Below are 26,401 nucleotides of genomic sequence, written 5' to 3' on the forward strand. Positions count from 1 at the left end.
TATGCTGCGCCCCGCGATCAAAACGCCACAAACACGCTATTTCGCGAATGATTTGGCGAAACGCGCACCGGTATCGGCCCGGTAGCATGGAACGGTGAATCAACGGCCAGCCAACGCCCAATCAACGGCCAGGCGCCGCACTCCTCTGACTCATCCGCCGGGAACCGAACCATGCCGAATCGCTCGCTCATTGAAGCCGACCGCAAACATCTGATCCATCCCGTCGTGAACTACCGCGCGCACGAAGCGCGCGGCGTGACCGTGCTCGAATCCGCCCAGGGCGTGTTCCTGCGCGACGCCGCCGGCCACGAACTGCTCGACGCGTTCTCCGGCCTCTGGTGCGTCAACACGGGCTACGGCCATCAAAGCATCGTCGAAGCCGCCGCGCGTCAGATGGCGCGCCTGCCCTACGCCACGGGCTATTTCCACTTCGGCTCGGAGCCCGCCATCGAACTGGCCGCGCTGCTCGTGGAGCGCGCGCCCGCTTCGCTGCAGCACGTGTACTTCACGCTGGGCGGCTCGGATGCAGTCGATTCCGCGCTGCGCTTCATCACGCACTACTACAACGCCACGGACCGCCCAGCGAAGAAGCACATCGTCGCGCAGGAGCGCGGCTATCACGGCTCGTCGGCAGTCGGCGCGGGGCTGACTGCGTTGCCCGCGTTCCATCGCAACTTCGACTTGCCGCTCGCCACGCAGCATCACATTCCCTCGCCCTATGCGTATCGCAGCGAGCATGCGGACGACGCGGCGCTCATCGCCGCTTCGGTCGCCGCGCTCGAAGCGAAGGTCGCAGCACTCGGAGCCGAAAACGTCGCCGCGTTTTTCTGCGAACCGATCCAGGGTTCGGGCGGCGTGATCGTGCCACCCGTTGGCTGGCTGAAAGCCATGCGCGAAGCGTGCTGCAAGCTCGACATCCTGTTCGTCGCCGACGAGGTGATTACGGGCTTCGGCCGCACGGGTCCGCTCTTCGCCTGCCAGGCCGAAGACGTCGAGCCGGATCTGATGACCGTCGCCAAGGGCCTCACGGCAGGCTACGCGCCGATGGGCGCCGTGCTGATGTCGGATGCCCTTTATCAAGGCATTGCCGATGGCGACGCCGCCGCCGTGATCGGCCACGGCCACACCTATTCCGCGCACCCGGTGAGCGCGGCCATCGGCCTCGAAGTCATGCGCCTCTATCACGAAGGCGGCCTGCTCGCGAACGGCGTCGCGCGCGCGCCGCGCTTCGCTCAGGGGCTCGACGCGCTGCTCGCCCACCCGCTCGTGGGCGACTCGCGCCACCGCGGTCTGCTCGGCGCGCTCGAACTCGTCGCCGACAAGGAGAGCAAGCAGCGCTTCGACGTAGCGCTCGGCCTGCCCGATCGCATCGCCGCCGCCGCGTATGGCAACGGCCTCGTATTCCGCGCGTTCGGCGACGGCATTCTCGGCTTCGCGCCCGCGCTTTCGTACACCGAAAGCGAGATCGACCTGCTGTTCGAGCGCCTCGAAAAAACGCTCGACGACGTGCTCGCGCAGCCCGAAGTGCGCGCCGCATTGAAGGCCGGAAACGGGACGAAGAATGGGGTCAGCGCCCGTGTCGCCGCGTGATACCATCATTCGACACTTCGACATGCAGGGCCGCCCCCATCACGATGAGCAACGACTGCAAGCTGGACCGAATCGATCTGCGCATCCTCTCGCAACTGCAGAAGCGGGGGCGCATCACGAATGTCGAATTGGCCGACGCAGTCGGGCTGTCGCCAAGCCCCTGCCTGATCCGCGTAAAACGTCTGGAGAAGGCGGGGTTCATCGTCGGCTACGGCGCGCAGATCCAGCTGGAAAAACTGGGCGACGTGCAGATGGTGTTCACCGAGGTCACGCTCGCCGACCATCGCCGCGAGGACTTCATCAAGTTCGAGAAGGCAATACGCGAGGTGGACGAGGTGGTCGAGTGCCATCTCGCGAGCGGCGGCTACGACTATCTGCTGAAGTTCGTCGCGCGCAGCGTGAGCCATTATCAGAGCATTGTCGAGGGGCTGCTGGAGCGCGATATCGGCATCGAGAAGTACTTCAGCTACGTGATCATCAAGACGGCGTTCGTCAAGACGCATTACCCGCTCGAAACGCTGTTCTCGCAGAACCTGCATTCCTGAGCACGGGCGACGCACGTGAGGCACGCGCCTCGCGCTCCTGCGTCCCGCCTCCGTATTCTCGCGCGCGCTTCGCGCTGAAACCTCACGGCTTCGGCGCACTCGTCGTGGGCACGCGCATCCCGGCATCGAACCATCTTCTTCCGCATGTGCGGAAAGGAATCGGCATATGACTACGCGTTATCCCTTGAGCGCGCTGATTCGCAGCGACAATTTCATCGACGGGCAGTGGGTGAGCGCGGCCTCCGGCACGCGCTTCGCCGTGACCGATCCCGCGACCGGCAAAACGATCGCCGAGGTCGCGGATAGCGATGCGAACGACGCACGCGCCGCCACCGACGCCGCCGCCCGCGCCTTCCCCGCCTGGCGCGACACGCTGCCCACGGAACGCGCCGCGGTGCTGCGCCACTGGCATGCGCTGATCGTCGCGAACGCCGACGAACTGGGTCAACTGATCTCGCTCGAACAAGGCAAACCCCTGCACGAGGGACGCGGAGAAGCGATGTATGGCGCGTCTTATGTCGCCTGGTTCGCCGAGGAGGCCACACGAATCTACGGCGATCTCATCCCGCAGCAGCAGCGCGGCAAGCGCATGAGCGCGGTGAAGGAGCCCGTTGGCGTGGTCGCGGCGATCACGCCCTGGAACTTCCCGCTCGCGATGATCGCGCGCAAGATCGCCCCCGCCCTCGCCGCGGGCTGCACGGTGGTCGGCAAGCCCGCCGAGGACACGCCGCTCACCGCGCTCGCACTCGTCATGCTCGCACACGAGGCGGGTGTGCCGCCCGGCGTGCTGAACCTCATCTGCGCATCGCGCGAGCGCGGCGTGACAGCCGTCGCCGACTGGCTCGCGGACGCCCGGGTGCGCAAGATCACCTTCACCGGCTCGACGCCCGTGGGCAAGCATCTCGCGAAGGAATCGGCGGGCACGTTGAAGAAGCTCTCGCTCGAACTGGGCGGCAACGCGCCGTTCATCGTGTTCGACGACGCGGATCTCGACGCCGCAGTTGTTGGCCTCATGGCCGCGAAGTTCCGCAACGGCGGCCAGACCTGCGTGTGCCCCAATCGCGTGTACGTGCAAGCGGGCGTGTTCGAGCGCTTCGCCGACAAGCTCGCCACGCGCGTGGCGGCTTTGAAAGTCGCGCCCGCGACCGACCCCGCCGCGCAGATCGGCCCGATGATCAACGCGCGTGCGGTCGAAAAGATCGCCCGCCACGTGGACGACGCGGTGAGCCGCGGCGCACGCGTGCTCACGGGCGGCAAGCGCCTGAGCGAGCTGGGCGCGAACTGGTACGCGCCCACCGTGCTCGCGAACGCCACGCCCGACATGCAGCTAAGCTGCGAAGAAACCTTCGGCCCCGTTGTGCCGCTGTTCCGCTTCGACGACGAAGCCGAGGCGATCCACGCAGCCAACGACACACCGTATGGCCTCGCCGCCTACTTTTACAGCCAGGAAGTGAGCCGCATCGATCGCGTCGCGCGCCAACTCGAAGCGGGCATCGTCGGCATCAACGAAGGCGCGCTCGCTAGCGAAGCGGCGCCGTTCGGCGGCGTGAAAGAATCGGGCTATGGCCGGGAAGGCTCGAAGTACGGGCTCGACGATTACCTCTCCATCAAATACCTCTGCCAGGGAGGGCTCGCATGAGCACCTATCCGATCGAAGTCGCGTTCCCCGACATCGCCGCGCACGAGCGCAGCGAGACGGGCATCCCCTATGTGCATACCTTCGACTCGGGCGCGCCCGGCCCCCATGTGATGATCAATGCGCTCACGCACGGCAACGAGGTGTGCGGCGCAATCGTCGTCGATGCGCTGCTGCGCGCGCGGCTGCGGCCGCGACGCGGCAAGCTCACGCTCGCGTTCGCGAACGTGGAGGCCTACCGCCGCTTCGACCCCGCGCACCCCGACGCCGCGCGTTTCGTCGATCAGGACTTCAATCGCGTGTGGACCGCGCTGGCACTGGACGACCTCGCGCGCGATTCGAGCGAACTGCGCCGCGCCCGCGCGATGCGGCCCGTGATCGACGACGTCGATCTGCTGCTCGACCTCCATTCGATGCACGAGAAGTGCATGCCGCTGATCGTCGCGGGGCCGCTCGCCAAGGGCGTCGAACTCTCGGCGCGGCTTGGCGCGCCGGCCACCGTCATATGCGACGAGGGCCACCCGGAAGGCCGCCGCATGCGCGACTATGAAGGCTTCGGCGACCCGGCGAGCGCGAAGAACGCGCTCTTGATCGAGTGCGGACAGCACTGGGAAACGAGCGCCGTGACCGTGGCGCGCGATGTCACGGCGCGCTTTCTGCTTCTCGCTGGCGTGATGGAAGAAGCGGATCTGCCTGCCGACTGGCTACAGCCGCTGCCGCCGGAAATGCGCGTGGTGCGCGTGACTGAGCCGGTGGTGGCGAAGAGTATGGACTTCCGTTTCGCGGGCGACTACACGGGCCTCGAAGTGTTCCCCAAGGCCGGCGCCGTGATCGGCTGGTCCGACGGCGCGCCGGTAGTCACGCCTTATGACGACTGTATTCTCGTGATGCCTTCGCTGCGCCAGTTGCGCCCCGGCGTGACCGTGGTGCGGCTCGGCAAGATCGAGCAGCGCATCGTTCAGAAGCGCTGAAGCGCCTTCTCGTTTTATTCAGGCTAACGAACGAATGATGAAAGTTCAACAGATCGCGCAAAGCGTCGACGTGCAGGCGGAAGGCACGTGGGAAGTCGACGAAACGATGCGCAAGGTCTACGTCATTCTGTGACGCGCGACGCAGGATAGAAGGCGCTCAAGCCGCTTCGAGCGCCTTCGCCCGCTGCAGGAAGGCGCTGGGCGTGACGCCGCAAAAGCGCTTGAAATGGCGCGCCAGATGGCTCTGGTCGAAGAAGCCGACCTGCGTCGCGACCACCGCGCCCGGCACGCCCGCCAGCAGCAATAGCTGCGCACGGCGTACGCGCACTTCGCACAGGTACTTGTAGGGCGAGAGGCCGACCTGCTGCCGAAACACGGTAGCGAATCGCGAGACGCTGAGCGCCGATACCTCGGCCAGTTCGGCGAGGCTCACGGACTTGTCGAAATTCGCGTCGATATACGCCAGCGCGTCGCGAAGCGGAGTGACTGGCGCGGCAACGGATGCATTCGCGTCATGCATGATCAAGCCTCGCTGGCCGTCGATGTGTGCGCGCTGACAGCGGGCGCCGCGCGCCCGAAGCGCGCAATTGAAAACGGCTCGAGCGGTATGCCGGTTGCGCCGGCATCGAGCAGTTCCGCGAGCGTCTCGCCCACGCCCGGCCCGATCTGGAAGCCCGAGCCGCTGAAGCCGAACGCATAGAAAAGCCCCTCCGTCGTCGAACTCGCGCCGATCACCGGCTCCGAATCCGGCAGGTAGCTTTCCACGCCGCTCCACACGCGGATCACATGCAGCGGCGCGAGCGCGGGAACCAGCCGGCGGAACTGTGCGATCTGCTGCACGGTGTTGCCGGGCAGCACGCCCGCGCGGCGCGTGCCGGCGTCGGCAGGCCCCGGAGCGCCGCCGCCCAGCACGAGGTTGCCGCGCGGAATCTGCCGGAAGTACACGCTCTCTTCCTTGATCGACGTGTAGACGCCCATCGAATGCATGAAGCGGTAGGGCACGGGCTCGGTCACGGCCATTTGCGGGCCGCGCGCGACGAGCGGCACCGGCTCGCCGAATTGCGCGGACAAGGCGCCCGCCCACGCACCCGCACAGATAAGCAGTTGCTCGGCGCGCCACACGGCGCCTGTCGCGCTCTCCACGCGAAAGCCGCCCGCTTCCTTTTCCACGCGCACGATCTCGGTGTTCTCCACGAGAGTCGCGCCGAGCCTCGCGGCGGCGCGGCCGAAGGCCGGTGCGGCCAGACGCGGATTGGCGTGGCCGTCGCGCGGCGAGATGGAGGCGGCCAGCACCTCGCGGCCCAGGAACGGAAAGCGCTTGAACAACGCGGCACCTTCGAGCACTTCGAGATCGAGCCCATAGGCGCGCGCCTGCTCGGCGTAGCGATGAAAGTATTCGGCGTCGTGTGCGTGGTAGCACACGCGCGTGTGGCCCGAAGGCAGAAATTCGACATCCTCGCCAAGCAGCGACTGCGCGCGATACCAGATATCGAGCGCGCGATTGGACATGGCAAGCTGCGAGAGTGCGCGTCCCTGGCGGCGCACGCCGCCGAAGTTCACGCCGCTCGCCTGCTGGCCCGTGAGCCCACGTTCGATCAGGATCACTGAGCGCTGGCGACGGCTCAGGAAGAACGCCGTGGACGTCCCGATGATGCCGCCTCCAATCACGATCACATCGGCGCGATCCGTCATTCGCTGAACTCCTTTGTGCGGCATGCGCCGGGCTGCGTTTGCGCGGCAAGCGCCGTGCCGTCCTGCGCTTCGTCGACGCCATTCCCGGCGGCGCTCAGCGCCATCGTCAGCGGCTTGACCGGCGCCTGCCCGCGCAGCCGGCCCACGGCTTCCAGCGGCACACGCGCCTCGGCTGCGATGACTTCGGCCCCTGCATGCGCGCAGAAGCGGCCCTGGCAGCGCCCCATTCCTACGCGTGAAAACGCCTTCGCGCGATTCGCTTCCGTCGCGCCTGTCTCGCGCACCACGCGGCGCAATTCGCCTGCCGTGATGGCCTCGCAGCGGCACACGACGGTGTCGTCTGGCAGCGTCGCCGCGAAATGCGCGGGCCACGGAAATGCCTGGCGCAAGCCTTGTGCGAAGCGCGTGAAACGTGCGAGTTCGACACGCAGTCTTGCCGCTTCGGCGAGTGCTCCAGTCGATGAACCTGCGCCCGCATCCTGCAATGCCGCCAGCGCGGCGAGACGGCCCGCGTGCTCGGCCGCGTCGGCGCCGCGCACGCGTGCCCCGTCGCCGGCCAGATAAACGCCTGCCACGCTGCTGCGGCCGTCCTGATCGACTTCGGGCAGCCATTGCCGCGCGGCTCGATCGAAATGGAATGCGCAACCCGCGAGATCGGCGATTTGCGTTTCCGGGCGCAAGTGATAGCCCAGCGCTACGGCGTCGCACGCCACGCGCTGCTCGCCGCCGTTCGCGAGTTTCACGCGCACCGCCGTCACGCCGTGCTCGGGCGAGCCCTCAATCGCGAGCGGTGTCACGCCCCGATGCATCGGCACACCCGCGCGGCGCAGCGTGCGCAGGAGCGCCATGCCCTTGCGCAGCGTGGCGGGCACTTGCAGCAAATCGGGCAACGCGCGCATGCGCTGGCCGAGCGTGGATGTATCGAGCACCGCGCTCACCGTCGCGCCCGCTTTCACGTACTGCGCGGCGACGAGGTAAAGCAGCGGGCCGGTGCCTATCATGACGGTGCGCGCGCCGATGGCGCAGCCCTGTGACTTCAGCGCAACCTGCGCGCCGCCCAGGCTATAGGCGCCCGCCAGATGCCAGCCCGGCACGGGCATGAGCCGGTCGGTCGCGCCGCTGCAGACGATCAGCGCGTCGAAGGCCAGCTCGTGGTAGCGTGCGCCGCTCGCCAAATGCACGGACTTCGGCCCGACGTTCCAGACGAGCGTGTCGGGCAGGTAGTCGATCTGCGAGCGCAGCGCGTCGAAGTCTCGATGCAGCGAGGCCGCGCGTTCGGCCTCGGTGCCATAGAGCGTTGCGTAGCTGCGCTTGAAGCCTTCGGGCTGACGCCGATAAATCTGCCCGCCGTCGCGCCGCCCTTCATCCACGACGACAGGACGCAGGCCCGTCGCGACCAGCGTCTGCGCCGCGCGCACGCCGGCCGGTCCCGCGCCGATCACGACGACCTTCAGCTCTACGCGCGCGGCCATACGCCCTCCCCGGCAAGCACGTCACGCGTGACGATCGACATGCCCGGCGCCGCGGGCGTCGTGCAGGCGCGCAGCCGCTCGCCCTGCGCGGTCCACACCCAGCAGTCCTGGCACGCGCCCATCAGGCAGAAACCGGCGCGGCGGCCGTCGTCGAACTCGCAGTCGCGCAGCGCGTCCTGCGTAGCGAGCAGCGCGACCATCAGCGTGTCGCCCTCGGCGGCCTGCGCCACGCGGCCGTCGATCTCGATCTCGAAGGTCGGGCGGCCCGCTTCCGCCACTCTCACGAAGCGTGCACTCATGCGGCCGCCCTCTTGGTGGATTGGGGGGATTGGGTGGATTGCGTCGCCTGCGCGACTTGCGCAGCCTGAGCAGTCTGCAGGCGCTCCAGCTCCGCCGTCGAGTGATGGCAAAGGATCTGCGCGCCGCTCGGCAAGCGCTTCATCGCGGGTGCCGACACATTGCACGCGCCATCGATACGCACCGGGCAACGCGCCCGGAACGCGCACAGCTCGCGCACCTCCGCCGACGCCCCGAGCGGCGGCAGCGCCGCGCCCCCCACGGCGCGCCGTGCGTCGAGCCAACCCGGCTGCAAGGCCGGCACCGAATCGACGAGCAAGCCCGTGTACGGGTGATAAGGCGGCGCCTCCAGCACGTCGCGCTGGCCTGCCTCGACGCACTGGCCGCCATACAGCACGACGACGTCGTCACAGATCGCGCGCACCGTTGAAATATCGTGGCTGATGAACATGTACGAGACGCCCAGTTCGCGCCGCAATTCGGCGAGCAGGTCGAGAATCGCCGCGCCCACGACGGTATCGAGCGCGGACGTCACCTCGTCGCACAGAATGAGCGCGGGCTCGGCCGCAAGGGCGCGAGCCAGGTTCACGCGCTGCTTCTGGCCGCCCGAGAGACCGCCTGGCTGACGCTTCGCAATCGATGCGGGCAGCCTCACGAGATCCAGCAGTTCGAGCATGCGCTTTTGCGCCCGCGCGCCGCGCAGGCCGTGATAGAAGCACATGGGCCGCGCGAGGATATCGGCAATCGTGCGGCTCGGGTTGAGCGCCGTGTCGGCGTTCTGGAACACGATCTGGATGCGCCCGTACTGATCGGGCGTGCGCGCCGCAAGCGTTGCAGGCAGCGGCACGCCGTCGAGCAGCACCTCGCCGCGCGCGCGCTCGACCAGCCCGGCCACCACGCGCGCGAGCGTCGTCTTGCCCGAGCCCGATTCGCCGATCACGCCCAGCGCACTGCCGCGCGGGATGCGTAGGCTCACATCCTCCAGCACCCGCACGGCGGGCACCCCGTTCGCGTCGACCCGGCCATAGCCCGCGATCAGGCTGCGCACTTCGAGCAGCGGCACCTCGGCGGCGGGCGGCACGGCGGGCGGACCAGGGTCGGGGTGGCGGCGCGCGGCCAGCAGCGCGCGCGTGTAGTCGTCGGCGGGGGCGTCGAGCACCTGGAGCGTCGTGCCGTTCTCGCGCACCGCGCCATTGTTCAGGACGACGATACGATCGGCCATCTGCGCAACGACCGCGAGATCGTGCGACACGTACACGGCCGTCGTGCCCAGCTCCCTCACGACCTTGCGGAAGGCCGCGAGCACTTCGATCTGCGTGGTCACGTCGAGCGCCGTGGTGGGCTCGTCGAACACGACCACGGCGGGATCGGTGATCAGCGCCATTGCCGCCATCAGCCGCTGCAGCTGGCCGCCGGACACCTGGTGCGGATAGCGCGCGCCGATCGTCTCGGGCGCAGGCAGCGCGAGCGCGCGAAACAGGCTCACCGCCTTCTCGCGCGCCGCCGCGGGCGACATCAGCTTGTGCAGCAGCGCAGGCTCGGTCACCTGATCCATGATCGTGCGCGCCGGGTTGAAGCCCGCCGAGGCGCTCTGCGCGACATAAGCCACGACGCGCGCACGCAGCGCGCGGCGCCCGCGTTCGTCGAGCGCGAGCACATCCTTATCGCCGATCTTTACGCTGCCACCCGCAATGGCGCAGCCGTCGCGCGCATGGCCGAGCAGTGAGAGCGCGATAGTCGTCTTGCCCGACCCCGACTCGCCGATCAGCGCAAGCACTTCGCCCTTCTTCACCGTGAAGTCGACACCCTTGACGATCTCGACGACCGCATCGGGCGCCGCGCCCGCGACCACACGCAGGCCCGTCACTTCGATCATGTTCATTTTCCGCCTCCATGCGCGCGGCCGCCGTGACGGCGCAGGCTGTCGATCAGCAGGTTCACGCCCACGGTCAGCGTCGCGATGGCGACGGCCGGCATCAGCACGGCGGGCGCGCCTTCCGCGAGGCCGCCGATGTTCTCGCGCACCAGCGAACCCCAGTCCGCGTCCGGCGGCTGCACGCCGAGGCCGAGGAACGAGAGGCCGGAGAGCAGCAGCACGATGAACACGAAGCGCAGGCCGAAGTCGGCGAGCATGGGGTGGATCATGTTCGGCAGCACTTCCACACGGGCGATATAGAACAGCCCTTCGCCGCGCGCTCTGGCGACCTGCACGTATTCGAGCGTCATCAGGTTCACGGCCAGCGAGCGCGAGATACGGAACGCGCCCGGAATATAGGCGAGCGCCGCGACGGTGATGAGCATAGGCACCGACGAGCCGAACGCCGCGATCACGACGAGCGCGAGCACCTTGCTCGGAATGGAGATCAGCGCGTCGAAAATGCGGCTCAGCACCTCGTCGATCCAGCGCGGCGCGACAGCCGCAAGCAATCCGAAGAATGTGCCGATGCCGCTTGCGAGCAGCGTGGCGGCCAGCGCGAGGCCCACGGTGTACTGCGTGCCGTAGAGCACGCGGCTCAGCATGTCGCGGCCCAGGAAATCGGTGCCGAGCAGATGCGCCGCGCTATACGAGCCGAAGATCTCCGTGGAGGTGATCGCGCCGCCCTTGTACGGCGCGACGAGCGGCCCGATGAAGGCCACGCCGAGCCAGAACACGACGATCGCAAGCCCGATCAGGCCGAGCACCGACAGGCGCCCGACGATGCGGCGCAGCGGCGAGCGCGGCGGCGTGGGAACGTCGCCCGGTACGTCCTTGACGACGTCGGCGGCGGACCGCTCCTCGCTCTCGCTAGTCGCGTAGAGCACGGTCGCGGCATGAGATGTGGCGGGTCGGTTCATCGTTGACGCAGCCTCGGGTTGGATACGATTTGACACAGGTCCGCGACCAGCACGAGCACCAGATACGCGGCGCAGAACACCATCACGCAGCCCTGCACGAGCGGCAGGTCGCGGTTGGTCACGGCGTCGACCATCAGGCTCGCGAGGCCCGGATAGTTGAAGATCGACTCCACGATCACCACGCCACCGAAGAGATACGAGAGGCTCAGCGCGACGGCATTGGCGATCGGGCCAATCGTGTTCGGCAGCACGTGGCGCAACACGATGCGAGCGGGCGACGCCCCCTTCAGGCGCGCCATTTCCACATAGGGCGCGCTCAGCTGGTCGAGCACGGCGGCGCGCGTCATGCGCGCCATCTGCGCGACGATCACGCAGCACAGCGTCATGACCGGCATCGCGTAGATGCGCAGCAGCGTGCCGAAGGAGTCCACCTCCGAGAGGTACGAGAGCGCGGGCAGCCAGCGCAGCTTCACCGCGAAAATCAGCACGGCGATGGTGGCGACCAGAAATTCAGGCACGGCGACGGCGCAGAGCGTGAGCACGTTGAGCACGCGGTCGAGTAGCGAGCCGCGGAACACAGCGGAAAAGATGCCGATGGCCAACGCCAGCGGCACCGAAACGAGCGTGGTGAGCCCCGCGAGCACGAGCGAGTTCGGCAGGCGTGTGGCGATCAGTTCGCTGACCGGCTGGTTGTTCGACACCGATGTGCCGAAGTTGCCGGTCACGGCCTGCAGAAGCCAGTGAACATAGCGCGTGAGCGCGGGCTGGTCGAGGCCGAACTGGTGCCGCAGCGCGGCCACCTGCTCAGGCGTGGCCGCCTGGCCGAGGGCCTGCTGCGCGGCGTCGCCGGGCAAGAGGCCCGTGAGGCCGAACACGATTGCCGAGACGATCAGCAACGTGAGCAGCGCGAGACCGAGACGCGCGGCAATGAGACGTTGCGCGTGAGCTTTCATCGGATGTCGCCTCCCTGAGCATCGTGAAGCGGGGAATCGGTGGCCGGGCGCACATCCAGGCGCACACCGGCCGCAAACATCACACCTCGAACTAGGCCTCGAGCCAGACGTTTTCGGCGAACTTGAAGCCCATGAGTCCGGCAATCGGAATCGAACCGAGGCCCTTGAGCTTCGTCGTATGTGCGTCGAGCGAGCTCAGGAACAGCGGAATGCCGATGCCGCCATCGCTGTGCACGAGCACCTGCATGTCGCCGTAAATCTTCTTGCGCTTCGCGTCGTCCGGCTCGCCGCGCGCGGCCAGCAGCATCTGGTCGAACTTCGGGTCCTTCCAGTTCGCCTCGTTCCACGGCGCATCCGACTTGAAGAACTGCGTGAAGATCACATCGGCGCTCGGGCGCGCGTTGATGTTGCCGAAGGTCAGCGGGTGCTTCATCCAGTGGTTCGACCAGTAGCCGTCGCCGGGCGTGCGCACCACCTGAAGGTTCAGGCCCGCCTGCGGCGCGACCTGCTGCAGCAGCATCGCCATTTCGACGGAGCCGTCCGCCGCCGGGGAAGCATAGATCTGCAGCGGCGTACTGCCGAGCTTTGCCTTCTGGAAGTAGAACTTGGCCTTCTGCGGATCGAAGGTGCGTTCCGGCAGGCCGGCAAAATAATATTTGTTGGTCGGATCGATCGGCTGATCGTTGCCGATCGCGCCATAGCCGAGGAACACGGCGTTGCGGATCTGCTCGCGGTCGAACAGGTGCATCATGCCGCGGCGGAAGTCGGCGTTGCCCGTGACGCCGCCTTCATCGCGCATGATGAGGTCGGTGTACTGGCCCGTCTTCGTCTCCTTCACCGCGAAGCCCGGCGTGCCCTTGATGCGCGAGGTTGAGCGCGGGCTCACCTGGTTGATGAGCTGCACGTCGCCCGAGAGCAGCGCGTTCACGCGCGCCGATTCGTCGCCGATGCCGACCAGTTCGATCTCGTCCAGATGCGGCAGGCCCGGCTTCCAGTAGCGTTCGTTGCGCACGACGACCGTGCGCACGCCCGGCGAGAAGTCCTTGAGCTTGAACGGGCCGGTGCCCACGGCCGTCTTGAAGTCGTTCGTGCCGTCCTTGATGATCATGAAGTGCGAGTCAGCGAGAATCACCGGCAGGTCGGCGTTTGCCCCCGTGAGCGTGATCGTCACTTCGTTCGGGCCCGTGGCCTTCACGTCCTGGAACTGATCGGCGAGCGTCTTGACCTTCGAGCCGACGGCGGCGTCCTTGTGGCGCATGAGCGAGTACACCACGTCGGCGGGCGCGAGGGTCTTGCCGTCGTGGAACTGCACGCCGCTGCGCAGCTTCACGACCCACACCGTCGCGTCCGTGGTTTCGAGCGACTGTGCAAGCGCCATCTGCGCGCCGAGGTGCGAGTCGTACTCGGTCAGCCCGTTGTACAGCATGTACGCCCGCACATAGTCGGTGGACACCGACCCCTTCGCGGGATCGAGCGTGTCGGAAGCCGACGACGACTGCGTCGCCACGCGGATCTTGCCGCCCTGCTTCGGCTTTTCCTGCGCGAAGGCCGCGCCGCTCGCGGCGAGCAGGCCCGCGCCCGTCATCGACATCATGCCCCCCGCGACCATCGCGCGAAGGAGGTCGCGGCGCGAGGCGCCGCGCTTCGTCAATTCCTCGAGCCGCACGCCCGGGTGAGCGATGTCTTCAAGCGATTTGTCGATGCTCATGAAACTTCTCCGCGTCTGATGTGGGGGGCCGCAGCTCGACGTATCGAGGCTGTGTGTTGTGGAAAAGCAGGGTCAGTAAAAAGCGTCTTTGATCTGGTAGTACGCGCCGACGAGCGGCAAAAACCACGGTTTGCCCGTGTGCCCCGGAATGGCAGGCCATGCGAAATCGCGCCACGGATTCGCGGACGGGTTGCCGCTCATCACCTCGGCCATCACCTGACCCATGTGCGTCGACATCTGTGTGCCGTGACCGCTGTAGCCCATCGAGAACCACACGCCTTCGTGCTGGCCCGCGCGCGGCAAGCGGTCCGCGGTGATATCGACGAGCCCGCCCCAGCAGTAATCGATCTGCACGCTCGCGAGCGCCGGAAAGAGCTGCGCGAGATTGCGCTGCAGGATGCGGCCGCTCCTGGCATCGGACGGCTGCTCCGACGCCGTGAAGCGCGCCCGGCCGCCGAACAGCAGGCGCGAATCCGGCGTCACGCGGAAATAGTTGTGCATGAGGCGGCTCGTCGTGTACGAGCGGCGGTTGGGCAAGAGCCGCATGAGCTGCGCGGGCGGCAGCGGTTCGGTCACGACGATGAACGAGCCGACCGGCGCAAGACGCCGCCGGTACCACGCGAACGGCCCATGGCGCGAAGGACCCGTGGCGATCAATACCTGTTGCGCGCGCAACGTCCCGCGAGTCGACTCCACGCGATAGCCCCCGCTCTCTTTCGCGATGGACGTCACGGCGGCGTGCTCGTAGAGCTGTGCGCCGCGCCGGACAGCGGCATTCGCGAGCCCTACCGCAAAGCGGCCCATATGCATCTGGCCGCCGTGCTTCTGGAGCAGTCCGCCATGGAAGCTGTCCGATTCCACCTCGCTGCGAATTTGTTCGCGGCCGATGATCTCGATGTCCGGATCGACTTCGCGGCGAATCAGTTCGGCCGCGCGTTCGAGGTGTTCGAGGTGATGCGGCTTCGCCGCGAGCTTGAGCTTGCCCGAAGCGAGGTAGTCGCAGTCGATGCCTTCTTCGCGAATCAGCCGCTCGACCGTCTCGACGGCCGCCGCGTACGCGCGGTAGCAACCCTGCGCGCGCTCGACGCCCAGTTGCCCGCGCAGCGCCGCATAGTCCTGCGCCACGCCGGTATTGCACTGGCCGCCGTTGCGCCCCGATGCGCCGCCACCCATGCGGCCCGCGTCCACCACCGCGACGCTCGCGCCGCGGCGGCCAAACGCGAGCGCCGCGGAAAGCCCCGTGAAGCCGCCGCCCACTACGGCGACGTCCACGCGGCCCTCCACCGGTCCCTCGCTCGCGAGCAGACCGCCAGGGGCGGTATCGAGCCAGTAGGAATCGAGCTTCATCGGGCGGCCTCGGCTATCGCCGTTCTCACAGACCCAGTTGCGAAGCGAGTTCGCCGATCGTCTCGACTTCGTAGTACTCGTAATACGGCGTGCCCGGCTCGTGGCCGCGCTTGACGAAGGCCTTGTGCTTGATGCCCAGGTCGTGCGCCGTCATGATGTCGTAGCGCAGGCTCGACGAAACATGCAGCACGTCGCCGGGGTTGCAGTTGAGCTGATCGAACATGTACTCGAAGCCCTGCATGCGCGGCTTGTACGACTGCGCCTGCTGCGCCGTGAACACGCGGTGGAACGGCGCGCCGAGTTTGTCGACGTTGCTCTGGATCTGGTCGTCCGAAGCGTTCGAAAGAATCACGAGCTTGTACTTCTTCGCCAGGCGCGAGAGGCCTTCGGGGACGTCCGGGTGCGGGCCCCATGTCGGCACGGCGGTGTAGAACTTTTCGGCTTCGGACTCGACGAACTCGACGTTCATGCGCTTGCAGGCGCGGCGCACCGAATTGACGACGACGTCGCGGTACGGCTTCCATGCGCCGAGCACCTCATCGAGGCGATAGCCCGCGAAGAACGTGACGAACTTCTCGAGGTCCGCGCCCTTGAGGCGGTCGCCGTACAGTTCGCGCGCCATGTCGGCCATGCGGAACTTCGTCAGCGTGCCGTAACAGTCGAACGTGATGTACTTCGGCTCGAAATCGATCATGATGGCAATCCTTTCGTGTGATGAACCCACTTGGGGCTCAGTGGCGAGAACAGGTGGAAGTGCGTCCCTGTGGAAAATTTAAACAGCGCAAAATTTTGGGTTGGCGTCGAATCGCGGGGCCTTCACGGTATAAACCACGCGTTTGCAGGGGCCACGACAGCAGATTCTGCGGTGGCGCCATCGCGCGGGGCATAGCCGCATGACCGTGCGCTTTCCTGCGTCATTCGTCAGCCTTGCCGTCAGCATGGCGTCAGGTTCCCGTATCGATCAGCACGCTCTTGAAACGCAGGTGCGCTTCGTAGCCCTGGCGCCCGAGGTCCTTGCCCATGCCCGAACGTTTGTAACCGCCCGTCGGGATCATGAAGTCGTTGCTGCGTCCGTAGCGGTTGACCCACACGGTGCCCGCCTCCAGCGCGCGCACGAGCCGCAGCGCGCGGCCGATATCCGCGGTGTGCACGCCGGCGGCGAGGCCGTATTCGGGATGCGAGGCGAGCGCGAGCGCTTCTTCCTCGGTGTCGAAGGTCTGCACCGTGAGCACCGGGCCGAAGATCTCGGCGCGCACCGCCTCGGTTTGCGGCGTCACGCCGGTGAGGATGGTGGGCAGGTAGAACGCGCCGGGCACGGGCGCGTCCGCGCGGTGGCCGCCGCAGTACAGCGTGGCGCCTTCGGCCACGCTGCGCTCGACGATGCCTTCGATGCGCGCGGCCTGGGTTTCCGAAATGATGGGCGGCAGCGTCGTGCCCGAAGCCCACGTCGCGCCGGCGCGCAGCGCAGCGAACGCCTGCTCGATGCGCGACACGAGTTCGTCCGCAACGGCGCGCTCGACCAGCAGGCGCGAACCGGCCACGCACACCTGCCCCGCGTTGACGGCAATCGCGCCGGCGATGCGGCGCGCGACCTCGTCGATTTTCGGCGCATCCGCGAACACGAGTTGCGGGCTCTTGCCGCCCAGTTCCAGCGTGACCGGTTTGGTGCCGCTTTGCGCGCACGCCGCCATGATCGCGGCGCCCGCGCGCGTCGATCCCGTGAACGTGACTTTCGCGACGTCCGGGTGGCGCACGAGTGCGTCGCCGGTCGTCGCGCCGTCGCCTTGCACCACGTTGAAGATGCCCGCCGGAATGCCCGCCTCGATCGCGAGTTCGGCCAGACGCAGCACGGAGAACGGCGTCATTTCAGAAGGCTTGAGCACCACGGCATTGCCCGCCGCGAGCGCCGGACCGATCTTCCACGATGCCATCACGAGCGGAAAATTCCACGGCGCGATCGCGCCGACCACGCCATAAGGCTCGGCGATCGTCATGCCCAGATGGTCGTGATCGGTGGCCACGACTTCGCCACCGATCTTGTCGGCGAACTCGGCATAGAAACGGATGCCTTCCGCCGTGAACGGCACGTCCCACGCGCACACGTCGCGCACGGGGCGCGTCGAGCCGAGCGCTTCGAGCGGCGCGAGCGCGGCGGTGTCGGCGGCGATCAGGTCGGCGAAGCGGCGCAGGATGCGGGCGCGCTCGCGCGGCGCCATGCGTGGCCAGCCGCTCGTGCGAAACGCGCGCTTCGCGTTGTCGACGGCGCGGTCCACCAGTTGCGCATCGCCAAGCGGCACCGAGGCAAAGACAACGCCGTCCGATGGCCGCGCGACCCCGATGCGCGCCGCGCCCTCAGCGACCCATTCTCCGCCGATGAAATGGCCGGCTTTTTCAGCCACTGCAGCAGCCACTGCGGCGGGATCGAACTGGTCCATGACTGGGTTTCCTCGACTTAGTCTCGATGGGAAATATCGTAGGTCCACTGCCACCGCATATTTCGCTGACAAAAAAGCGCAATCAGCAGAATCGACGCGTTATTGACCGTCCAACCCCGCGTTTTGCATTGCACCACGGGCGCGGCCGGGCGCGCGCCCAAACAGGAAGATCGTCCTAGTCAGCCACGGCGGGCGATGCGATAGTCACGGGACGCGTATACAGAATCTGGAGGCCGGCGTGTCCGACCCAAACCTGAACAGCGTCATTACCTACCGCGCATTTACTGCCGACGATCTGCCCGCCGCGCATGCGTTGTCGACGGCGGTGCGCTGGCGGCACCGCCCCGAAGACTGGCGTTTCGCCGCCCGCATCGGCGAAGGCATCGTGGCCGTGGACGAAAGCGGCTCGCTCGTCGGCACGGCTTTCTCGTGGTTGTTCGGTCCCAACGCGGCGACGCTCGGCATGCTGATCGTCAAGCCCAGTCATCAGCGCCGCGGCATTGGCCGGGCCATGATCGAGCACTGGATGCAGGCGCTCGCCTCGCGCACGCTGCTGCTGCACGCAAGCGACACGGGCTGGCCGCTCGTCGAGCGGCTCGGCTTTACGCGCATCGGCCGCATTCACCAGCACCAGGGCGCGGCGTTTCAGCCGCCGCTCGTCTCGCTGCCCGCGGGCGAGCGGCTGCGCCCGATCGGCGCCAGCGACCGGCCCCGCCTCATCGAGCTGGCGACGCGCGCAAGCGGGCTCGACCGCTCGGACATGCTGCCGAAGCTGCTCGATCAGGCGAGCGGCATCGCGCTCGACCGCGACGGCGACCTGATCGGCTTCGCCCTCTTTCGCCGCTTTGGCGACGGGCACGTGATCGGCCCCGTGATCGCCCCCGATTCGCCGGATGCCTGCCGCGCCAAGGCGCTGATCAGCCATTGGCTCGCCTCCAACGCGGGCATATTCGTGCGCATCGATACGCCCGTCGATCTGGGCCTCTCCGACTGGCTCGAAGGCGTGGGGTTGCCGCTCGTCGATCACATCGAGAAGACGGAGCGCGGCGCGCCTTTGCGCGTCGATACCCAGTTCAAGCAGTTTGCAATCACGAGCCAGGCGGTGTGGTGAGCGCGGTCGAGTGGAAGGCCTCCGGCGCGCTACCACCCGGGCAGCGAACGGATTACCATTAGGGTTCTCGCCTCGAGGGTGACGGTTATGGCTACCTATGGTATCGACGGTGTCCGCATCAGTTCCTCAACGGACCGCGTAACACACGTGCGCTGGGCGCTGATCGACCCCCAGACGCACGACTGGCTCTCGACACCCACCATCTCCGAGGTGGCGGCCGTCACCAGCGACATCCGCTCGGGCGCCGTGGTTTATTCGGTTTTTACGCTGGGCGGCATGAGATTCCTTGGCCCGAAGATCAAGCCGGTGCCGCATCCCAACGGAATCGATGGAATCGATCTGGAAGTGCCGGACGGTAACGTCGAAAAATCCATCGACGATCTACCGCGCGTCTAGCGACGCGTCGATCGTTCTGCCGACTACTGGAAAGAAAAAGCGGAAAGAAAAAGCGGGAAAGAAAAGCGCGATGCGCGCGGATGGGCGCACATCGTCCGCTTGTCGCCAACGCTGACTCGCCGAATCCAATAATTCGGAATACCGAGTATTTGACCCGGCAATCGGCGAGCAAAGGTTGCTGTCAGTTGTAGCCCAGTATCGCCGACGTAGCAACGTCGGCGCGGTCGCTTGGGTTGCCAGCCAGCACGACGGTGGGCTCATGCAATAACGAGCGATACGGATGCAGATACGGTTCGTTCGCCGGATCGACGTCGTCCTGTTCGATCTCCTGGGAGTGGCTGTTCTCACGTTTATCCATGATCGTCTCCTGATGTAGGGTCTAGTTGTTCGACCAGTAGGGTTCCCTACACACCGACTCAGCAAGTTTGGTGCCGTAGCCGCAACTGCGGCGGCCCATGCCTCGCCATCGCACGGATCCATGCGGCCGCGCGCCTTGTCCCCAAATCGCCGCACGGATTCGGCCCTGCATCGACTGTCGAACGCCTCCGATAGATATTACATCACAATGTGATGCTTTTACTCTCTATCACCGCCGGAGGAAACCCGTCTGCCGTGCGTGACTATTGCGAAGTCGTGAGCTTCAGGTTCGGACGCAAGTCGTGTGTAACCGCTTCACGTTGCCCCTTGCGCAGGTCCGACACCTGTTCGATGCCAGCCTTCAGCACTTCTTCGCAAAACCCAATTCGCGTGCGGTAATACTCGGCCTGCAATTGCGCATCCAGAACCCGCTGTTCGGCCTGGAAGAGTGCCATGCGCAATTCACCCAGCGCGCGTTGAGCCTGCTTCTCCGGCGTTGCGGCATTGTGGGCAATCAAGTTTGAAAGCCAATGCAACATGGATAAGCCCCCCTGTCTTCGATTTCACGATCGCACGCGTCAAGTTTGATAACCGCCCGAACTGTCGCTGGGAAAAGACTATCAGAGGCGAAGAAAACCAGTGTGTGCACAAACGAACGTGTTGTATAAACGATGCAAAAGGTCGTACCCACGACGCGCTTTCATCGCGCGTCTTCATCGCATGCTTTCGTTGCGCGCTTTCGTTGCAAATAGGGAGCGATACATGTCCGTGGTGCCGGATCAGCCGATCGAGATGGGGCGCAACCGTGACTATCCACAAGCTGAGGGTTCGCACACTCGCATTCGGCATAGCGTTCGCGTTACTGGGCCCAGGCGTGTGTCTGGCAGACCAGGTGAAAGTCATGATGTCGGGCTGGTTTGCCCCAGCGTATCGTGACCTGGGCCCGCAATTCGAGGACGAGAGCGGCTATACACTGGCCACCGTCTGGGGGGCGGCGACGGGCACCGCCCTGAATGCGATTCCCGTGCGGTTTGCGCGTGGCGAGTGGGCCGACGTGCTGATCGTGGTCAGCTATGCGCTCGACGACCAGATTCGCGCCGGCAACGTCGTGCCTGGCAGCAAGGTGGACTTCGCACGCTCGCCAATCGGTATGGTGGTACGCGAGGGTGCGCCGAAACCGGACATCAGCACTGTCGACGCCTTGCGCCGCACGCTGCTTGCAGCGAAGTCGATTGTCTATCCGGAAAGCCCCAGTGGCGTCTATATCGCCAACGAACTGTTTTCGCGTCTCGGCATTGACGGGCGTGTGAAAAGCAAGAGCCGCATGGTTTCCGCCGAGCGGGTCGCCACTATCGTCGCGAACGGCGACGCCGAGATTGGCTTGCAGCAGGTCGTGGAACTGTTGCCGGTGAAGGGGATATCGGTGGTCGGCAGTCTGCCCGCGGAAGTACAACGTTACACGGTGTACTCCGGGGGCATTGCGACTACAGCGAGAAATCCGGTCGGCGCGGAAGCGCTAATGCGCTTTCTGTCCTCGCCGGAGGCGGCAGCCGCGATCACGCACAGCGGGCTCGAACCGATCACGGCGCCACAACCTCCTGCGCTGCCGCTACCGCCGCAGCAGCCACAATCACAGCCGCAACTGGCACCGCAACCGCCGCCGCAACCGCAACCGCAGCTGGCGCCACAAGAGCCGTAACTGCAACCTCAACCGAATTGAGCGAAGCAGCGATACTGCCGATCGGCCGTCACCAGGAGTTGGACATCAACCCACCGCCATCCCTTTTTCGGCCAGCTCCTTCTTCGCGCTTTCGTTCTTGGTCAGATGCGTCAGGCCCATGCCGCGCAGAACGTTCGGCGCCTTCGTGTACTGGATATTGTCATAGCCCACGATCTCGATGCGATTGCCCCAGGGGTCGCGAAAGTCCAGAAACGGTCCGTCGAGCGGCTTCACGCCCGCGGCCTCGAGTGCGGCGCGTGCCGCCTCCTTGTCGTCGACAACGAGGCCGACATGCCGGCCGTCGTCGGCGGGCTGTTTGCGTCCCGCCTGTAACGCGATGAATTGATCGCCAAGATCGATGAAGGCCATCGTCCTGCTCTTGCCGCGCAACTGAAAGTCGAAGATGCGGCCGTAGAAAGCCAGTGCTTCCTCGATATCGCCGACTTCCAGTGCGACGTGATTGAAGCCGATGGCGCGCGGCTTGGTAGTTGTGGTGTCAACCATTTTCCTCTCCTTCAGCAATCCGTGCATAGCGTTCATGAACTCGCCCGGAACTGGCCAGTGGGACACCATCAAGTATCGGGATTGAAGGCGTCCGACACTAGCCGGTCAAACAGGATATGTTTGAGCCATGATTGAACAAATATCGTTCCCGATCCGGCGCATGTACCGTGCGTCACCTATGATGGTTCGTGCGGAACGAGTTGGCAAACCTCGAGGGCACCATGGACAGGACAGAGCGGACCATCAAATGGCGCAGTCTGCCAAATGTAAGCAACGGCGCGAGCGAGCCCCACAATCCACTGCCTGCGGTCTGTGACGTTTCGGTGACGAACGTTTGCAACGCTGCATGCGACTTCTGCGGCTTTTCGCGTGAGAAGAAAATGGCGGGCCCGCGCCGCTATCTCGATCCTGAAGCGTTTGCGCGTGCAATGCCGATGCTGCGCAGACGCAAGATTCGCTACATGACGCTGCAGGGCGGCGAGCCTCTGGTGCACCCGCAGATCGAATCGCTCGTCGGCTCGGCCACGAAAGCCGGCATCCAGTGCGGCGTGATCACGAACGGCTGGTTCCTGCCCCGCCACATCAAGCGACTCGCTGACGCCGGCCTCAAGCGTCTCCTGATCTCGATCGATAGCGCGGACATGAGCGAACACGAGCGCAATCGCGGCCTGCCCGGCCTCGAGGCACGCATCCGCGAGGGCATCGCCCAGGCGCACGCGTTCGGCATCCCGGTCTGCGCAACGGTTACGGTAAGCCATCTGGTGCGTTACGCCGCGCTTCCCGAAACGCTCAACCGGCTCGGCTTCGATTCCGTGGTGTTTTCCTATCCAAGGCGCGAGGCATTCGGTTCCACATCGCTCGTGTATGACGAAAATTCGAAACTCGTCGACCTCAGCCGTGACGAGCTACTCGAAGCATTGAGTGCCATCGGGTCCCTCAAAAAGCGCTTTCGCGTGATGGACCCTGGCGCTGCACTGGACGAGGTCGCGCGGTTCGTGCGCGGCGAACAGCAACTCATTCCGTGTATCGCCGGCAGCAAGTATTTTTATATCGACTGGAACCTCGATGTCTGGCGTTGCGAACCATGGCACGAGCCCATGGGCTCCGTGTTCGACCTCGACCGCCTGCCCGATCAACGCGAACCGTGCAACGCCTGCATGATGGGGTGCTACCGGCATGCCAGCGTCCTGATGCACGGCGCCAAGGCCGTCACTGACTCGGTCTATGCGCTGGGCAGGGGCGAGCTTCGCAGTGCCGTCAGCATGTTGTTCCAGCGCGGCGTGGCGTATTCGCTGTGGGCACTCGCCACCGAAGAATTGCCTCGGACGGCGCTTAGCGCACTGGCAGGACGGAGCGGCGCACGCCGTTCCTCGCCGCAGAGCGCATAAATCGAGGCTATGGGCGAATCACCGTCATGCTGAACGGGCCGCCGTTCGCCGCTGCATGAGCGACGGCCTCGTTCGCATCGTCGAGCGCGAAGGTCGTCACATCGAAATGGCCCAGATCGAGCAGTGCGCCGCGAATCAAACCCGTCATTAGCGTCACGGCGTGCCTCGGGTACATCCACTTGCCCCGTACCGTGATGTCATTGCGCATGATCCACGGATAAGGCAGTTCGAGCCCGGCGCCGCCGAGCATGCCGACCCCGCCCATCAGGACCACGCGCCCGTATGGGCGGACCGCCATCACCGCGGCACGCACCGTCGTCGCCGGAACCGATGGCGGCATCAGGTCCATCACGCAGTCGATCGGCCCAGGCGCCGCCTGTTGCATGCGTTCGCGGTCCGTGGCTTCGTCGCCGGAAAGCGCCACGGTTCGCACGCGCTCGCCGAATTTGCGCGCCAGCTTCTCGAGCGCCTGCACGTTGCGCCCAGGTGCAACGACGCACCGCGCACCCATGGCGAGCGCGACCGCGACGCACGCGCTGCCGAAGTTGCCGGTCGCGCCGCTCACGAGCAGGATCTCGCCCGCCCGCAGATCGGACGCGAGCAGCCCGCCATAAGGCACGAGCAGCGTATTGAGCGCGCACCATCGCGCGGCGTCGGCCGGATCGATGTCGCCGATACGCACCGCGTTTTCGGTCGGCACCCTTACCCGTTCCGCAAACGGACCATCATGGAAATAGCGCTGCAATGTCTCGCCGCCCTCGCCCCGCGCGCTCCAGCCTTGCAGCACGATATCGGGCATGAGCGCGTCGTCGCGCGCGCGCACCGTCGGATCGCAGAACACCCAGTCGCCCGGTTGCAGTTTCGTCGCATCCGGGCCGATGGTCCGAACCCGGCCGATCGCGCCGCAGCCGGGCACGATCGGCAGCGCGATGGGATAGCGGCGTTCTCCGCTGAACACTTCCTGCGCGTAGGACAACACCGGCGCCGCAACGACGTCCACGATGACCTCGCCGGTGCCGGCGGAGGGATCCGGTATCTGTTCGATCGCGAGCGGCGTGTTGAGCGTTTTCAGAATGGCAGCTTTCATGGCGCTTCCAGAAGGGGGAACGAGCCGATTCTGGCAGGCTTAGAATGGGCAACAAGGCCCGCTGCGATCCCAGGATCGCGCAGTCCCTCCCTGCACGAAGCGAACGCGATGACAGCCACGACTCGAACCCAATTCGGCGATTTTCTGCGCTCCCGGCGCAAGAAGCTCAGACCCGGCGACGTCGGCCTGGGCGGCGGCCAGCGCCGCCGCACGCCCGGCCTGCGGCGTGAAGAAGTCGCGGAACTCGCGGGCATCGGTGTCGACTGGTATGTCCGGCTCGAGCAGGGGCGCGCGGTCAGTCCTTCGGATGCGACGCTCGATGCGCTTTCTCAGGCATTGCGGCTCGATAAGGCGGAAGCCGCCCATTTGCGCACGCTCGCGCAGCGCGGCGAGCCGCGCGCCTTCGCCCGCGAGAGCGTGCCGCCGACCCTTGCGCGGATCGTCGCCAGTCTCGCTCTGCCGGCCTATGTGACCGGCCGGCGCTGGGATATCCTCGCGTGCAACGAGGCCGCCGCGGATCTGCTTGGCTTCGATCGCCTCGCTGCCGAAGATCGCAACATCATGGTCTACATGTTCATCGAACCCGAGGCGCGGCGGCTCTTTGGCGCGAGCTGGTCCGATGAAGCCCGCCGCATGATCGCGCTGTTTCGCACGAGCCACGATCTCTATGCGGGCGACCCTGCGTTCGTCGAGCTGGTAGAGCGCCTGCGTTCAGGCAGCGAGGAGTTCGCGAGGTGGTGGAGTGCGCACGACGTGCGCGGCGGCGCGTCGGGCCAGAAGGTTTTTGCGCACGCGAAGCGAGGTATGCAGCGCTACGAGTATGCGACGTTTCAGGCGAACGACGATCCGGCGCTGAAACTCGCGATCTACACGCCGGTCGGCACGGATATCTGAGCCTGCAACGAGGAGCCAACCACTTGCGCTCAATCGCTCAACGCAGCTAGCCGCTCGACAATCTCATCGAATGAAGGCCGCGTCTCGACTTGCTCGCGCAAACAGTCTGCGATCAGCGCATCGAACCCGGCGGCGCGATCATGGGCCTCTCCGGTCAGACGTTGCGCGAGTTCTTCCAGCAGGCAGCCAAACGCGCGCACCTCGATGCGCTCGAGCGCCTGCGCCTGTGCGCGATCGTCGATATCGTGAAAGGACGCCGCGCCGAAGTCGCCGAGCAATACGTGCCCTGAGCCGTCGTGCAGGATGTTGTGCGCATAGAGATCGCCGTGCATGATCCCGCGCCCATGCAGGTGGCGCGCCGCCGACGCGATCCCGCGCGCGATCTGCAGTGCAACCGGCCGGTCGAAGCGTACATCGGCCGCATAGACGTCACGCGTACACGAATCGAGGCTCGGAGGCCCGGCGAGATTGACGAACGCCGGATGGATCAGCTCCATCACGAGGCCGTGCTCGCCCAGCGGATGCCCCGTGATCTTGCCGAGCACCGGGATGAGGTTCGGGTGCGGCCCGGCTTGCAGGCACGCGGCCATTTCGAGCTCCGGCAAACCGTCGCTCGTCACCGCGCCCTTGAACAGCTTGACGGCGACCGCCTCCACCGGATGCCCGTCGCGCAGGAGACGCGTCGCGCGATGCGTCACGCCCGATGCGCCCTCGCCAAGCGTTTGTCCGAGCGCGAGCGTATGCCAGCCGATATCGGGCACCGGCGCATCGGCCAGCGCAACCTGCTCGCGCACGACGTTCAGAGGATTGCCCGCGTAGGCGAGCCACGCGAGCCGGGGCAGGCGCAACAGCCAGTCGGGCAACGCGTCGAGCCGGTTCGCCGAAATCCGCAGCAGTTCGAGCCGGTTGCAGGCGGCCATCGTCTCGGGCAACGAGCGCAGCCGGTTGCCGGCGAGCATCAGCTTCTGCAGATTCGGACGCTCGCCGATTTCCGCCGGCAGCGCGTCGACGTCGTTATCGGTCAGGATCAGCCAGCGCAATTGCGGCGGCAGCGCGCGCCCCGAAACGCGGCGGATGCGGTTCGCCTTGAAGCCGACCATGCTCAGCGATTCGCAGTCGCCGAGGACGGGCGGCAACTCGGTGAACGGGTTGTTCGAGGCGAACAGAATGCGCAGACGGCGCAGCTTCGCCAGGTCGTCCGGCAACGACGTGAGCGCATTGCCCGAGAGGTCGAGCACCTCCAGGCTGTCGGCGAGGTCGAAGATCTCGCGCGGAAATTCGCTCAACCCGCAGGCGAGCTTGAGCTGTCGTGCGCCGGCGAGTTGCCCGTCACGCAGTTGTTCGAGGGTAGCGGTCTTCACGCGTGAATTGAATCGAGTAATGGCAAGGAAGTCGCAAGCGCCGCGGCACAACGCAGCGCCGGCCATTGCAATTCTAGCGGGTCGCTCGCCTGGATCGCATCC

The 26,401-nt window shown here is 66.1% G+C and carries 25 protein-coding genes; 9 read left to right on the forward strand and 16 right to left on the reverse strand.

Annotated features, from left to right (window positions below; translation table 11 throughout):
- Positions 1-171: 171 nt before the first annotated feature.
- The 4 genes from M3A49_RS17245 to M3A49_RS17260 all read left to right on the forward strand — a co-directional run bounded on the left by M3A49_RS17245 (position 172) and on the right by M3A49_RS17260 (position 4,742).
- A complete protein-coding gene (locus tag M3A49_RS17245) occupies positions 172-1,590 on the forward strand; it encodes an aspartate aminotransferase family protein (RefSeq protein ID WP_266229795.1) in 1,419 nt (472 codons plus the stop codon).
- Between the two features lie 44 nt (positions 1,591-1,634).
- Positions 1,635-2,135, forward strand: a complete 501-nt coding sequence (locus tag M3A49_RS17250; RefSeq protein ID WP_042269347.1) for an Lrp/AsnC family transcriptional regulator — start codon at positions 1,635-1,637, stop codon at positions 2,133-2,135.
- A gap of 166 nt (positions 2,136-2,301) precedes the next feature.
- Entirely contained in the window at positions 2,302-3,774 is a 1,473-nt protein-coding gene (locus M3A49_RS17255; RefSeq protein WP_266229796.1) for an NAD-dependent succinate-semialdehyde dehydrogenase, read from the forward strand.
- Positions 3,771-4,742 (forward strand): succinylglutamate desuccinylase/aspartoacylase domain-containing protein, encoded by a 972-nt coding sequence (locus M3A49_RS17260; protein WP_266229797.1) that lies wholly within the window; start codon positions 3,771-3,773, stop codon positions 4,740-4,742. The genes M3A49_RS17255 and M3A49_RS17260 overlap by 4 nt, the downstream gene beginning before the upstream one ends.
- A 157-nt stretch (positions 4,743-4,899) precedes the next feature.
- On the opposite strand, the gene M3A49_RS17265 is transcribed toward M3A49_RS17260, so the two are convergent.
- The 11 genes from M3A49_RS17265 to M3A49_RS17315 all read right to left on the reverse strand — a co-directional run bounded on the left by M3A49_RS17265 (position 4,900) and on the right by M3A49_RS17315 (position 17,481).
- The gene (locus M3A49_RS17265) at positions 4,900-5,262 is read right to left on the reverse strand and encodes a helix-turn-helix domain-containing protein (RefSeq protein ID WP_266229799.1); all 363 of its coding nucleotides are present in this window, start codon (positions 5,260-5,262) and stop codon (positions 4,900-4,902) included.
- Between the two features lie 2 nt (positions 5,263-5,264).
- Positions 5,265-6,434: an NAD(P)/FAD-dependent oxidoreductase gene (locus M3A49_RS17270; RefSeq protein WP_266229800.1), complete on the reverse strand. Its 1,170-nt coding sequence runs from the start codon at positions 6,432-6,434 to the stop codon at positions 5,265-5,267.
- On the reverse strand, positions 6,431-7,906 hold the full coding sequence (locus M3A49_RS17275; RefSeq protein WP_266229802.1) for an NAD(P)/FAD-dependent oxidoreductase: 1,476 nt from the start codon (positions 7,904-7,906) through the stop codon (positions 6,431-6,433). Before M3A49_RS17275 ends, M3A49_RS17270 begins: the two co-directional genes overlap by 4 nt.
- Positions 7,891-8,205, reverse strand: coding sequence for a (2Fe-2S)-binding protein (locus M3A49_RS17280; protein ID WP_266229803.1), 315 nt, complete (start codon positions 8,203-8,205; stop codon positions 7,891-7,893). The genes M3A49_RS17275 and M3A49_RS17280 overlap by 16 nt, the downstream gene beginning before the upstream one ends.
- Positions 8,202-10,085 (reverse strand): ABC transporter ATP-binding protein, encoded by a 1,884-nt coding sequence (locus tag M3A49_RS17285; RefSeq protein ID WP_266229804.1) that lies wholly within the window; start codon positions 10,083-10,085, stop codon positions 8,202-8,204. The genes M3A49_RS17280 and M3A49_RS17285 overlap by 4 nt, the downstream gene beginning before the upstream one ends.
- Entirely contained in the window at positions 10,082-11,038 is a 957-nt protein-coding gene (locus tag M3A49_RS17290; protein WP_028207989.1) for an ABC transporter permease, read from the reverse strand. Before M3A49_RS17290 ends, M3A49_RS17285 begins: the two co-directional genes overlap by 4 nt.
- Positions 11,035-11,991 (reverse strand): ABC transporter permease, encoded by a 957-nt coding sequence (locus tag M3A49_RS17295; RefSeq protein WP_266229806.1) that lies wholly within the window; start codon positions 11,989-11,991, stop codon positions 11,035-11,037. Before M3A49_RS17295 ends, M3A49_RS17290 begins: the two co-directional genes overlap by 4 nt.
- A 91-nt stretch (positions 11,992-12,082) precedes the next feature.
- Positions 12,083-13,699 (reverse strand): ABC transporter substrate-binding protein, encoded by a 1,617-nt coding sequence (locus tag M3A49_RS17300; RefSeq protein ID WP_266229807.1) that lies wholly within the window; start codon positions 13,697-13,699, stop codon positions 12,083-12,085.
- Between the two features lie 72 nt (positions 13,700-13,771).
- Entirely contained in the window at positions 13,772-15,046 is a 1,275-nt protein-coding gene (locus M3A49_RS17305; RefSeq protein ID WP_266229808.1) for an NAD(P)/FAD-dependent oxidoreductase, read from the reverse strand.
- 25 nt (positions 15,047-15,071) lie between these two features.
- Positions 15,072-15,740 carry a haloacid dehalogenase type II gene (locus tag M3A49_RS17310; protein ID WP_266229809.1) on the reverse strand — a complete coding sequence of 223 codons (669 nt, stop codon included), beginning with the start codon at positions 15,738-15,740 and terminating at the stop codon, positions 15,072-15,074.
- Positions 15,741-15,990: 250 nt separating this feature from the next.
- Positions 15,991-17,481, reverse strand: a complete 1,491-nt coding sequence (locus M3A49_RS17315; protein WP_266229811.1) for an aldehyde dehydrogenase family protein — start codon at positions 17,479-17,481, stop codon at positions 15,991-15,993.
- Positions 17,482-17,719: 238 nt separating this feature from the next.
- Here M3A49_RS17315 and M3A49_RS17320 point away from each other — a divergent pair, with 238 nt between their 5' ends.
- The gene (locus M3A49_RS17320; protein WP_266229812.1) at positions 17,720-18,592 is read left to right on the forward strand and encodes a GNAT family N-acetyltransferase; all 873 of its coding nucleotides are present in this window, start codon (positions 17,720-17,722) and stop codon (positions 18,590-18,592) included.
- Between the two features lie 87 nt (positions 18,593-18,679).
- Positions 18,680-18,988: a hypothetical protein gene (locus tag M3A49_RS17325; protein WP_028207982.1), complete on the forward strand. Its 309-nt coding sequence runs from the start codon at positions 18,680-18,682 to the stop codon at positions 18,986-18,988.
- A gap of 181 nt (positions 18,989-19,169) precedes the next feature.
- Here M3A49_RS17325 and M3A49_RS17330 read toward each other — a convergent pair whose 3' ends face one another.
- Positions 19,170-19,346 (reverse strand): hypothetical protein, encoded by a 177-nt coding sequence (locus M3A49_RS17330; RefSeq protein ID WP_266229814.1) that lies wholly within the window; start codon positions 19,344-19,346, stop codon positions 19,170-19,172.
- A 262-nt stretch (positions 19,347-19,608) separates the two neighbouring features.
- Positions 19,609-19,884 carry a hypothetical protein gene (locus M3A49_RS17335; RefSeq protein WP_028207981.1) on the reverse strand — a complete coding sequence of 92 codons (276 nt, stop codon included), beginning with the start codon at positions 19,882-19,884 and terminating at the stop codon, positions 19,609-19,611.
- Here M3A49_RS17335 and M3A49_RS17340 point away from each other — a divergent pair.
- A complete protein-coding gene (locus M3A49_RS17340) occupies positions 19,866-21,044 on the forward strand; it encodes a substrate-binding domain-containing protein (protein WP_266229815.1) in 1,179 nt (392 codons plus the stop codon). The two genes, M3A49_RS17335 and M3A49_RS17340, sit on opposite strands and share 19 nt — an antisense overlap.
- A 66-nt stretch (positions 21,045-21,110) precedes the next feature.
- Here M3A49_RS17340 and M3A49_RS17345 read toward each other — a convergent pair whose 3' ends face one another.
- Entirely contained in the window at positions 21,111-21,569 is a 459-nt protein-coding gene (locus M3A49_RS17345) for a VOC family protein (RefSeq protein WP_266229816.1), read from the reverse strand.
- A gap of 221 nt (positions 21,570-21,790) precedes the next feature.
- Between M3A49_RS17345 and M3A49_RS17350 the strand changes: the two genes are divergently transcribed.
- Positions 21,791-22,957 carry a radical SAM protein gene (locus M3A49_RS17350; protein WP_266229818.1) on the forward strand — a complete coding sequence of 389 codons (1,167 nt, stop codon included), beginning with the start codon at positions 21,791-21,793 and terminating at the stop codon, positions 22,955-22,957.
- A gap of 7 nt (positions 22,958-22,964) precedes the next feature.
- Here M3A49_RS17350 and M3A49_RS17355 read toward each other — a convergent pair whose 3' ends face one another.
- Complete coding sequence (locus tag M3A49_RS17355) at positions 22,965-24,044, reverse strand: zinc-binding dehydrogenase (protein ID WP_266229820.1); 1,080 nt, start codon at positions 24,042-24,044, stop codon at positions 22,965-22,967.
- A gap of 108 nt (positions 24,045-24,152) precedes the next feature.
- On the opposite strand from M3A49_RS17355, the gene M3A49_RS17360 reads away from it, so the two are divergent.
- On the forward strand, positions 24,153-24,938 hold the full coding sequence (locus tag M3A49_RS17360; protein ID WP_266229821.1) for a helix-turn-helix transcriptional regulator: 786 nt from the start codon (positions 24,153-24,155) through the stop codon (positions 24,936-24,938).
- 29 nt (positions 24,939-24,967) lie between these two features.
- On the opposite strand, the gene M3A49_RS17365 is transcribed toward M3A49_RS17360, so the two are convergent.
- Positions 24,968-26,299 (reverse strand): leucine-rich repeat-containing protein kinase family protein, encoded by a 1,332-nt coding sequence (locus M3A49_RS17365; protein WP_266229822.1) that lies wholly within the window; start codon positions 26,297-26,299, stop codon positions 24,968-24,970.
- Between the last annotated feature and the right edge of the window lie 102 nt (positions 26,300-26,401).

It is taken from the genome of Paraburkholderia sp. CNPSo 3076, from assembly GCF_026343935.1.
Taxonomy (GTDB): Bacteria; Pseudomonadota; Gammaproteobacteria; order Burkholderiales; family Burkholderiaceae; genus Paraburkholderia; species Paraburkholderia nodosa.

Bases quoted from the DNA above. Each gene is read 5' to 3' on its own strand.
- M3A49_RS17245 (WP_266229795.1), top strand. From the start codon at position 172: ATGCCGAATCGCTCGCTCATTGAAGCCGACCGCAAACATCTGATCCAT.
- M3A49_RS17250 (WP_042269347.1), top strand. From the start codon at position 1,635: ATGAGCAACGACTGCAAGCTGGACCGAATCGATCTGCGCATCCTCTCG.
- M3A49_RS17255 (WP_266229796.1), top strand. From the start codon at position 2,302: ATGACTACGCGTTATCCCTTGAGCGCGCTGATTCGCAGCGACAATTTC.
- M3A49_RS17260 (WP_266229797.1), top strand. From the start codon at position 3,771: ATGAGCACCTATCCGATCGAAGTCGCGTTCCCCGACATCGCCGCGCAC.
- M3A49_RS17265 (WP_266229799.1), bottom strand. From the start codon at position 5,262: ATGCATGACGCGAATGCATCCGTTGCCGCGCCAGTCACTCCGCTTCGC.
- M3A49_RS17270 (WP_266229800.1), bottom strand. From the start codon at position 6,434: ATGACGGATCGCGCCGATGTGATCGTGATTGGAGGCGGCATCATCGGG.
- M3A49_RS17275 (WP_266229802.1), bottom strand. From the start codon at position 7,906: ATGGCCGCGCGCGTAGAGCTGAAGGTCGTCGTGATCGGCGCGGGACCG.
- M3A49_RS17280 (WP_266229803.1), bottom strand. From the start codon at position 8,205: ATGAGTGCACGCTTCGTGAGAGTGGCGGAAGCGGGCCGCCCGACCTTC.
- M3A49_RS17285 (WP_266229804.1), bottom strand. From the start codon at position 10,085: ATGAACATGATCGAAGTGACGGGCCTGCGTGTGGTCGCGGGCGCGGCG.
- M3A49_RS17290 (WP_028207989.1), bottom strand. From the start codon at position 11,038: ATGAACCGACCCGCCACATCTCATGCCGCGACCGTGCTCTACGCGACT.
- M3A49_RS17295 (WP_266229806.1), bottom strand. From the start codon at position 11,991: ATGAAAGCTCACGCGCAACGTCTCATTGCCGCGCGTCTCGGTCTCGCG.
- M3A49_RS17300 (WP_266229807.1), bottom strand. From the start codon at position 13,699: ATGAGCATCGACAAATCGCTTGAAGACATCGCTCACCCGGGCGTGCGG.
- M3A49_RS17305 (WP_266229808.1), bottom strand. From the start codon at position 15,046: ATGAAGCTCGATTCCTACTGGCTCGATACCGCCCCTGGCGGTCTGCTC.
- M3A49_RS17310 (WP_266229809.1), bottom strand. From the start codon at position 15,740: ATGATCGATTTCGAGCCGAAGTACATCACGTTCGACTGTTACGGCACG.
- M3A49_RS17315 (WP_266229811.1), bottom strand. From the start codon at position 17,481: ATGGACCAGTTCGATCCCGCCGCAGTGGCTGCTGCAGTGGCTGAAAAA.
- M3A49_RS17325 (WP_028207982.1), top strand. From the start codon at position 18,680: ATGGCTACCTATGGTATCGACGGTGTCCGCATCAGTTCCTCAACGGAC.
- M3A49_RS17330 (WP_266229814.1), bottom strand. From the start codon at position 19,346: ATGGATAAACGTGAGAACAGCCACTCCCAGGAGATCGAACAGGACGAC.
- M3A49_RS17335 (WP_028207981.1), bottom strand. From the start codon at position 19,884: ATGTTGCATTGGCTTTCAAACTTGATTGCCCACAATGCCGCAACGCCG.
- M3A49_RS17345 (WP_266229816.1), bottom strand. From the start codon at position 21,569: ATGGTTGACACCACAACTACCAAGCCGCGCGCCATCGGCTTCAATCAC.
- M3A49_RS17350 (WP_266229818.1), top strand. From the start codon at position 21,791: ATGGACAGGACAGAGCGGACCATCAAATGGCGCAGTCTGCCAAATGTA.
- M3A49_RS17355 (WP_266229820.1), bottom strand. From the start codon at position 24,044: ATGAAAGCTGCCATTCTGAAAACGCTCAACACGCCGCTCGCGATCGAA.
- M3A49_RS17360 (WP_266229821.1), top strand. From the start codon at position 24,153: ATGACAGCCACGACTCGAACCCAATTCGGCGATTTTCTGCGCTCCCGG.